General features: G+C 69.2%; 10 protein-coding genes and 1 pseudogene. 8 read left to right on the top strand and 3 right to left on the bottom strand.

Annotated features, from left to right (window positions below):
- Positions 1–210 (bottom strand): annotated as a pseudogene (locus AC0682_RS31145) (IS3-like element IS987 family transposase); the annotation flags it as partial.
- An 83-nt stretch (positions 211–293) separates the two neighbouring features.
- Between AC0682_RS31145 and AC0682_RS31140 the strand changes: the two are divergent.
- Together AC0682_RS31140 and AC0682_RS31135 are read left to right on the top strand one after the other, a co-directional pair.
- The gene (locus tag AC0682_RS31140) at positions 294–944 is read left to right on the top strand and encodes a PDDEXK family nuclease (RefSeq protein ID WP_478536569.1); all 651 of its coding nucleotides are present in this window, start codon (positions 294–296) and stop codon (positions 942–944) included.
- Positions 945–1,180: 236 nt separating this feature from the next.
- Complete coding sequence (locus AC0682_RS31135; RefSeq protein WP_478536568.1) at positions 1,181–2,494, top strand: AlbA family DNA-binding domain-containing protein; 1,314 nt, start codon at positions 1,181–1,183, stop codon at positions 2,492–2,494.
- Positions 2,495–2,563: 69 nt separating this feature from the next.
- Here AC0682_RS31135 and tpg read toward each other — a convergent pair whose 3' ends face one another.
- Positions 2,564–3,121 carry a telomere-protecting terminal protein Tpg gene (gene tpg, locus AC0682_RS31130; protein ID WP_478536567.1) on the bottom strand — a complete coding sequence of 186 codons (558 nt, stop codon included), beginning with the start codon at positions 3,119–3,121 and terminating at the stop codon, positions 2,564–2,566.
- Between the two features lie 3 nt (positions 3,122–3,124).
- Positions 3,125–5,335, bottom strand: coding sequence for a telomere-associated protein Tap (gene tap / locus AC0682_RS31125; protein ID WP_478536566.1), 2,211 nt, complete (start codon positions 5,333–5,335; stop codon positions 3,125–3,127).
- Positions 5,336–5,840: 505 nt separating this feature from the next.
- Here tap and AC0682_RS31120 point away from each other — a divergent pair.
- The 6 genes from AC0682_RS31120 to AC0682_RS31095 form a co-directional block, all read left to right on the top strand.
- Positions 5,841–6,062 carry a hypothetical protein gene (locus AC0682_RS31120; RefSeq protein ID WP_478536565.1) on the top strand — a complete coding sequence of 74 codons (222 nt, stop codon included), beginning with the start codon at positions 5,841–5,843 and terminating at the stop codon, positions 6,060–6,062.
- 117 nt (positions 6,063–6,179) lie between these two features.
- On the top strand, positions 6,180–6,740 hold the full coding sequence (locus tag AC0682_RS31115; RefSeq protein WP_478536570.1) for a hypothetical protein: 561 nt from the start codon (positions 6,180–6,182) through the stop codon (positions 6,738–6,740).
- Positions 6,741–6,767: 27 nt separating this feature from the next.
- On the top strand, positions 6,768–6,995 hold the full coding sequence (locus tag AC0682_RS31110; protein ID WP_478536564.1) for a hypothetical protein: 228 nt from the start codon (positions 6,768–6,770) through the stop codon (positions 6,993–6,995).
- Entirely contained in the window at positions 6,967–7,506 is a 540-nt protein-coding gene (locus AC0682_RS31105) for a hypothetical protein (protein WP_478536563.1), read from the top strand. Before AC0682_RS31110 ends, AC0682_RS31105 begins: the two co-directional genes overlap by 29 nt.
- 197 nt (positions 7,507–7,703) lie before the next feature.
- Positions 7,704–8,495: a pentapeptide repeat-containing protein gene (locus AC0682_RS31100; RefSeq protein WP_478536561.1), complete on the top strand. Its 792-nt coding sequence runs from the start codon at positions 7,704–7,706 to the stop codon at positions 8,493–8,495.
- A gap of 12 nt (positions 8,496–8,507) precedes the next feature.
- The coding region (locus tag AC0682_RS31095; RefSeq protein WP_478536559.1) for a transposase at positions 8,508–8,717 on the top strand (210 nt) is incomplete at its 3' end.

Below are 8,717 nucleotides of genomic sequence, written 5' to 3'. Positions count from 1 at the left end.
GGACTCCTCCGTGGTCGTCCCCGGACGCTTCCCGGAGTCGATCCCGTCCCGCTTCACCCAGTTCCGCAGGGTCTCGGCCGAACCGATCCCCAGTTCCTGGGCAACCGCCCTCACGGCGGCCGACTCGTTCGGATAGTCACCACGGACCTCAGCGACCATACGGACCGCTCGTTTGCACAGCTCAGCGGGATAGGAGGAAGGGCGTGCCATGACTCGATCCTTTCACGGAATCGAGTCTCTATCGAACCCGGAACGGTTCAACAAGTCACCGCACCGTCTGAAACGGAGACCAGGTGTCCATCCGAGCCATAGAGACCAGCTACGCCGGGCACCGCTTCCGCTCCCGGCTGGAAGCACGGTGGGCCGTCTTCTTCGACAAGATGGACATCCGCTGGGAGTACGAACCGCAGGGCTACGCTGTCGGCCCAGACAGCAAGCGCAAGCCGTACCTGCCCGACTTCTGGCTGCCCAAGGAGAAGCTCTGGGCCGAGGTGAAGGGCTCTGAGGAGCAGCTCGATGTGGAGTTGCTCTTCCACGCGGTGATCCCTCACTTCGGCCTCCCGAACCCGGCCGGCCCTCACCTGACCAACGAGCATCAGGTGAGGCTGCTCATCCTGGGCCCGATCGGTCCCGCCGACGCCTTGGTCAACTCGACCACCGGCGAGCACGCGGGATACTCCCAGCCGGCCCACACAGTGCTCACCTTCCGCAAGGGAGACGTGTTCCAGGGCATGGCCTGCTTCTTCGCCGGCGGCATCGATATCACGCCCGAGGGCGGACTCGTCGGAAATGACGGACCTTACATCGACTGGGAGGGGACGGGGACCCGGTGGGGGAACTGGGTCGGCGGAGGTGGCCTCATCAGCGAGGACCGCGACGAGGCCGCGCACGCTGCCTACCGCGCAGCCCGCTCTGCCCGCTTCGAGCACGGCCAGACTCCGTAGCCACTTCACGTCGGTGAACTCCACGTCCAAGCCGTGCGCGAGGGCGTTGTTGGCGCGGAAGTACATCTGGGCCAGGCCCTCGGCGGCGATCTGCCGGAGCTGATCTTCGGTGTGCTGGGAGGGCCCTGAGCGCCATGCTGAAGACCGCTGGCCCGCAGCAGCTCACGAACGCCATCGCGTCCAGCCAAACCCGGTAATTCGGTGTGGAGATGGGGCCGTTGATGGAATATGGGGCGATGAATAACTCTTTGTTCGCCGCGTCGGCGGCGGACCTGACGATTGAGCGCATCCGCGCCCTCGCCGCGCGTCTGGACCAGGTGGAGAGCCTGACGCTGGAGTACAAGAGCGAGTATTCCTCCGGCCTGGTGCAGACCATCGCGGCGATGGCGAACACCTACGGCGGCATGATCCTGGTCGGCATCAACGACAGGGTGGAGCCGGGCGTCGAGCGGGTGGTCGGCGTCGATGCCCAGGCGACGATCGACCAGATCGTCAGCGGGTGCAGCACGATGCTCGATCCACCCTGGGAGCCGGCCTTCTTCAACGTGCCCTTCGATGACGGGTCCGGACGCAGCGTTGTGGTCGTCCGCGTGGACGCGAACGTCGCTCCGCGGCCGGTTCTGATCAAGCTGAAGGCACCGATCCGGCTGAGCGGACGCAACGCCACCGCCGACCGCACCCGACTCCTCCAACTCGCCCGCGAAAAACCGTTTGCAACGGTGCTGCCCATGGGGCAGAACGTCATGTCGCCGAACCTGGGCCGGGACGTCGAGGGCAAGGCCACCGCTGACTTCATCCTCCGCACCGGCATCAACATCCCGATGGGAGAGGCTGGCGCCTGGCGCCCGCTGTCGGAGAAGACCGTCGCCGCCCTCGCCCAGGCGCTGAACGGCTCAGTCTTCCCCGCGGCCCTGCACAACCTCGGAAGCGGGGCGATCGACTACACCACGGGCTTCCGCCCGCTCGGGCACAACCGAGCCCGAAAGGCCCGGCTGGTGTGGCAGGCCACCGGGCGGCCCGCCGAGAAGACGCACCTGATCGAGGCGATCGTGTCGGTGGAGCTCCCCGAAATCTACGGTGTGGCGGCGACTGCTGTTGCGAGCGTCACCATCGACGTCATCGCCCGGGTCTGCCAGTACGCCGAAGGCCGAGGAAACGCAGGATGGAAGCATCGGTACGCGGTGCCCGACCTGGCAGTGCTGTTCGACGGGCTGCTCAAGACAGCCGTCGATCCGAAGGTCGTTGCGGAGATTGCCCGTATCGCCGACATCGACACCGCCCTGGTGGCTCAGCCTCGTGAGCTCCACCTCGTTGCCGACCGGCAGGTCAAAGAGCTCCTCCACTCCGGCGGTCTCCAGGAGATCCCGGACGCCGGTGCGTCGGCCGGAGGCGTCTTCCGCAGCAATCCGGCCCTGAACCTGCGCAGCGCCACCGACCGCCAAGAGCAGGTGGACGACTGGCTGCGACAGCTCGGCCTGGACGCTGGCCTGACCGGCATGGAAAGCCTGGTCGAAGGATTCCGGGCGGCCGCTGCGCGGACCACAACGTAGCCCGTAGGCCGAAAACGCCGTGGTCCCCGGCAGTTTTAGTGCTGGGGACCACGGCGTTTCCGAGCAGACCTACAGCTCGATGTCGAGCCGTTCCACGTCGGTGAACTCCACGCCCAGGCCATGCGCGCGGGAGTTGTTGGCTCGGAAGTACATCCGGGCCAGGCCGTCGGCGGCGATCTGCCGGAGCTGGTCCTCGGTCTTGCCCTGTTCCCGTGCGGTGAACAGCTTGTCGGCGTACTCGGGCGGCAGGGCCTGGGTGATGTCCCGTACGCGGGCGTCGTCGGTGGTGCCACCGGCGGCCTCGAAGCCGAAGCGGGCCCGGGTGGAGACGACCAGCCCGCCCGTGGACGCCGCCTGCTTCCGTGCCTTCGCCCGGATCTGCGGCTGCCACCTCTTCTTCACCTCGCGCTCCAGGCGGCCGCGCAGGTCCTGCCGGGGCCGCTTGAGCCTGCCCGCCACGTACCGCTCCACGGTGCGCTGGGAGATCCCGAGCGCCTGGGCGGCGGCCTTGGTGCCCTTGAGCTGCTTGACCAGGTACTTCATCTGCGCCTGGGCGCTCTGCGGGATGCGGCGGGTGAACGCCCCCTCCAGCGCGCGGTCCAGGCTGTCCCCGAGCGAGTCCACCACGGCCTACTCCCCTTCTCCGGCGCTCTGGTCGGTCTTGATCAGGTTGGAGATGTTGAAGACACCACCGCGCTCCTCGAACTGGGCTTCCGCCCACAGAACGGTCTGCGTCCCCTGGTGCTTGACCATCCCGGGCGAGACCCCGAGCCGGAACGTGCCCGGCGCCGGCTTGCCCTCGGGCGTGTACGGCAGGACGTCCAGCGGGGACGGCCCGGACGACGGGTAGACGATCGCGTCGGTGCCGATCGCGACCGGGTACAGGTCGGCGGCGGCCGCCGTCTTCATCAGCTTCCGGTGCAGGCCGGTCCGCTGGCTCGCGAGCACGGCGGCCCGGATGTCCGGGCGCCACGTCCACCGGTCCAGCGCCGGGTACGGCTCGTAGTACGGCACCTGGCCCCGGGAGCGCTGGCGCAGCTTGCCGATCGCACCCTTGGCCGTGGCCTTGATCGCGGTCTCCAGCAGAGCCATTGTCGGGTCGACCTGCTTGCGCCGCGCCATCGCCTCGAGGAACTCGGGGCCCTGGAGGTCGGTGGTGACGCCCATGTCGGCCATCGTGTCCACGTACGCGTCGCGCAGCCGCTTGTACCAGGAGTCCAGGTAGCGGCCGGTCTGGGTGCGGACGTACGCCTCGATCGGCGCGACGTCGAACCCGAGCTCCACCGCGTAGGCGACGGTCGGCGTGGCATACCAGGCCGGGCCCTCGGGCCGGTCGCCCTTCGGCGTGAACGGGCTCGGGAGCCGGGAGCCGTCGACCGTACGGCCGTTGACCCGCACGCGGGACAGGTCGACGTGGCTCAGGTCGACCAGCCACGAACCGGGCAGCGCCGGATCGAACTTCGGATTGCCGGTCAGGTGGGTCGGCCCGTTCAGCCCAACCGTGAGCCCGTTCGCGGCCGCGGCGAACGACATGTTGATGTCGACGACGACCAGGTACGGGTTGGCGCACTCCTCATCGGTCAGCGGCCGGCACCAGTCGTACGGCTCCTCCATCAGCATCTCTGCCGGGGTGCGCATGTGGTGCCGAGCGAACTGGCCCTTGAGGACCGGGTGTTCGTCGGGAACCTCGCACGGCACCACCGGGTAGAGCTGGGTGAGAGCGTCCTCGTTGTACGCCCGCTCGAACTCGCCGGTCGCCGGGTTCTTCTCCGCGCGGGTCGGCGGGCGCAGCGCGGTCATGAGCTCCAGGCCGGTCGTCGCGGTGGAGCCGCGCGGCGTCATCACCCGGGCCGCGTACAGCCCGAGGTACTGGACCAGCTCGGCCGGGTGCATCGTCAGCAGCAGCTCCGGATCGTCCTTGCGGCCCCACTCCCGGATGTCCAGGGCGTTCCAGGGCAGGACGCACAGCTGGACGCAGCGCCGACGGGAGCCCTCGGGGTCACGGTAGAGCCGGGCCCACGGGCCGAAGCCCCGCTGGGTCATCTGGAGCCCGGCGCGCTCGATCTGCTTGACCACCTTGTGGCCGGCCGGGATGCGGCCCGCGTGCCGCTCCTCCTCCGACAGGGCGACCGGCAGGCCGAAGCGCTCCAGCGCGGCCGCGGTGAGGACGAGGATCGGGTCGGCGTCGCGGCCGTTGCGGTGCAGCCGGGCCTGACCGAGGCGGGCCTCGGTCAGCGTCCAGTCGACCAGCGCGGGGATCGTCTTGGCGGGCACGTCCAGGACCAGGCCGCCGATGCAGTACGCCGACACCTGCCCGTCGGCGTCGGCGTCGATGACCGCGAGCGGGCCGTTCTCGAAGCGCGGGTCGACGGCGGCCGCCGACGCCGTGGTCCTCTTCGCCACCGCCTTTTTCGCACCCGGGCGCCGCGACGACGCGGCGGACTTCGCGGCGGGCGCCGGGCGTACAGCAGCAGCCGGGGCCGGGGGCGTCGGCACTTCGGCCGCCGGGGCGGGAACGGGCGCGGGGCCGGTGAACGCTTCCGGGACCACCGGCTCCGGGGGCGCGGCGGGCGCTTCGGCGACCGGGGCGGGGAAGCGGGCGGCGAGGCCCTCCAGCAGCCGGGCGTACGCGGCGCGCTTCGGCGGCCGCGGCTCGGTCTTGCCGGTCTCCCAGTTCCCCACCGCCTCCCGGCGGGCGTCCAGCGCCTTGGCGATCTGCGCCTGGCTCAGGCCCGCCGCCTCCCGCAGACGCTTGCGCTCCGCGGGGACCGGCAGGTCGTCCTGCGCGACTTGCTCCAGCAGCGCATCGACCGCGCTGAACAGCTCGTTCTCAGTGGACACAGAGGTCACCTCCAATAGGCAGCATACCCGATCGCGCATTGATTCACGCACTCAATCGCGCATGAATCGCTCGAGAGCGGGAGTGAAACACGCAGGTGGGTAAGTGGCGCAACGGCTGTTCGTGCAGGTCAGGGGCGAAACGTTGCGGCGTTTCAGTTCTCCGTTTCACCGCGCGTTGCACGCTCGCCGACACCGAACGCCGCACGCGGCATGGCGACGGCGCGGAGCCGCGGCCGACTGCCAGGCTGACCTCGTCCGTTCGGCCCACAGAGTGATCAGGAGATCCCGTCGTGTCCGTCCCGTTCCGCATCCGGTGCTGCCGGCGCGACAAGAACATCCCGCTCGCCCAGGACATCTACGAGTTGGACGCGGAATGGCAGCGCCGCCTCCCCGACATGGTGGGAACCCTCGCCTGCCACGACTGCGCCCTGCGCACGTACTGGAGCTGCACCGCCCGCGACGGTTCCTACGTCGACGGCCACTTCCCCGCCGATATCCCAGTCCAGTGCATCGACGCCTGGAGTCACGTCTCGCATCCCGGCACCCACCGGTACTGGGTGGTGCAGAGCCCGCGTTCGGGCTGCTCCAGGGTGCGGGGGCGTACCTGCGCAGCGTCACCGCCCGCAAGAGCACCGATCCCGAAGTCGCCGCCATGTTGCGCACGGTCATCCAGGAGTGGGACGAGCAGCACAGCGCCACCGGCGCCCCGCAGCCGGCCACCGCCTGATTCCGGCTCCTGCGCCGCCGCACGCTGGCTGATCATCTCGCTGACACGGCCTCAGCTCCCGTGGCAGGGTGCGGTGATCGGACTACCGGGCGGCAGGGGGCTGCCGTGGAAGCACGGATGTGGAACGGCTTGGTCGGCGTCGCGAAGGAGACGTACACCGCCTCGCTGAGCGAGGGGGTAGTGCCGCGCCCGCTGATGATGCCGCTGGTGCGCGGCGAGCTGGTCGGGCTGATCTGGGGCCGCCCGCTCAAGGTCGGCCAGGACGCGCTCGCCGGGATCGCCGAACTCGCGAACATCGCCGCGGCGGCCGGCGCGGACGAGGTCGTCCTCGCCTGGGAGACGCACGACGTCGCCACCGCCTGCGAGCTGCCGATCGTCGGCCCGGCGCCGTGCCTGAACATGGTGCTCGCCACCCGGGACGGGCACGTCCTGCACCAGTTTCCCTACAGCGAGCAGCTCCTGTCCCGCAGCCCCGAGGGCTGGGCGTCGGTCGCCCCTGACTGGAGGCCGGCCCCCGCGCCGCAGCCCGGCGGCGAGCTGGTGCCGCCGATCCAGGCCGCGGTGAACTTCTCCTTCACCCCGATCGAGCTGGACCACCCTGACCCGTTCGGCGTCACCGTCGTGCTGATGGAAGAGGACGGCTACCGCATCAGGCTGACCGAAGCGTTCGCCCGCTGAGTCTGCGTCAACGAGAGGACCGAAGCCGTGGCCCGCAGTCTTGACGACGATGCGCCCCGCCGACTCAGCGACGCGGACGACCAGCTGAGCGCCGAGCAACGGCAGGCCGAAGCTGATGAGCACTCCTCGCTGCGCGAGCTGCGGCACAACGTGAGGCAGACGGAACGGGATCTGACGCGACGCAGGAGAAGGATCCGCACGATGGGCGTCGCCCGTTGCCCTTCTGGTGTGGTGGCTGACCAACCGCTCGCGTGATCGTCAGGATGAGGAGCGGGAGAGGGAGACGATTCGCGGGCATGCTGATGCTCTGGTGGTTGCGGTCTCGGATCTGCGGGCGGCGAGCACGGTCAACCGCATGCTGTGGGAGAGGCCGGTCGAAGGTCTCAGGACGTTTCTGCTGGCTGGGCTTGCTGTCGTAGGCGGTACGGCCGGCGCCCGGATTGCAGGGGGGACGGACACGTCGAGCGGCCTGGTGGGTCTTGGACGTGGAGCCGAGTTGCTGGCGCAGGAGCGGATCGTAGGCAAGCAGGCCGTTGCGGCGCTGCGGGAGCCGTTCAACCGGATCGCTGCTGCGGCTGCCCCGTTGCTGCGTTGCCCCTTCCCGGACCTCGTCACGGCCACGGAGGAACTGCTGGGCGCTGCGGGGAACGTGACGGACACCGTGCGGCTGGAGGAGAAGCTCGCGGTATTCGGGCGGGCAGTCCTGGCGGCCACGACACCGCCGCCCAGTCGGCGTGAGCGCCGCAGGGCGCGGCGTTCTGGCTGAGGAGGGCCCGCTGGCGGTGTACGCGTGTTGGGCGCCCGGAGGGGTGTACCTGGCGGCGGCGTTGGGTGTCGGTGGGGTGGGGGGCGGCCGGCTCGTCCGTCATGGGGGTGAGCCTCGGTACGGGCGTGACTTTGCGGGTGTGTCACAGGGTGGTCAAACGCAGTTCCTCGCTCCTTCCAGGCGTCAGGCTCGCCCTTGTGAGCAATCCTTTGCAGCGCCGTCCGAAGCAGGACGGGCGCCACACCCCCGACCTCTGGCCCGTATGGCTTGTCGCCCCCGGTGCCCTGTTACTCGTTGGATTGGCCTCATACGGCCTCTATCAAGGCGCCGAACTGCTCTTGGCCAGTGAGAGCACGGGCGAGACCACGAAGCCGGTTCCGGTGCAGGACGTCATCAAGACCACCGTCACTGTCCTGACTCTGGTCGGCGCCGTCCTCGCGGCCCTGTATGCCTACCGCAAGCAGCTCCTGGACGAGGGGGCGTCCCACCGGGCGGACGCCACCCAGTTGACTGAGCGCTACAGCAAGGCCGCCGAGCAACTCGGTCATGAACAGGCCGCTGTGCGTCTCGCTGGTGTCTATGCCATGGCGCGCCTGGCCGACGACTGGCCTGAGCAGCGGCAGGTGTGTATCGACGTGCTCTGTGCCTACCTGCGCATGCCGTATGAAACCGACATCAACGAACCAGGTTTCCGCCACGGCGAACGGGAAGTGCGCCTCACTGTCATCCGCATCATCCGTAGTCATCTCCAAGACCCCAGAGAAGACACCACATGGTGCGGGCGCACCCTCGACTTCACCGGAACCACCTTCGACGGCGGCACCGACTTCAGCGGGGCCACGTTCTCCGACGGCCGGATCGACTTCAGCGGGGCGAGGTTCTCCGACAGCGAGGTCAACCTCGCCGCGGCGAGGTTCTCCGACGGCCGGGTCAACTTCAGCGGGGCGAGGTTGAACCGTTCCGGGTTCGATAGAGACTCGATTCCGTGAAAGGATCGAGTCATGGCACGCCCTTCCTCCTATCCCGCTGAGCTGCGCAAACGAGCGGTCCGTATGGTCGCTGAGGTCCGTGGTGACTATCCGAACGAGTCGGCCGCCGTGAGGGCGGTTGCCCAGAAACTGGGGATCGGTTCGGCCGAGACCCTGCGGAACTGGGTGAAGCGGGACGGGATCGACTCCGGGAAGCGTCCGGGGACGACCACGGAGGAGTCC

The organism is Streptomyces sp. NPDC043746 (assembly GCF_056436485.1).
The sequence above is the reverse complement of the archived record's forward strand: the minus strand, read 5'-3'. Positions and strand labels throughout refer to the sequence as shown.

Coding starts and splice junctions, on each gene's coding strand:
- AC0682_RS31135 (WP_478536568.1), top strand. CDS start 1,181: ATGAATAACTCTTTGTTCGCCGCGTCGGCGGCGGACCTGACGATTGAG.
- AC0682_RS31115 (WP_478536570.1), top strand. CDS start 6,180: ATGTGGAACGGCTTGGTCGGCGTCGCGAAGGAGACGTACACCGCCTCG.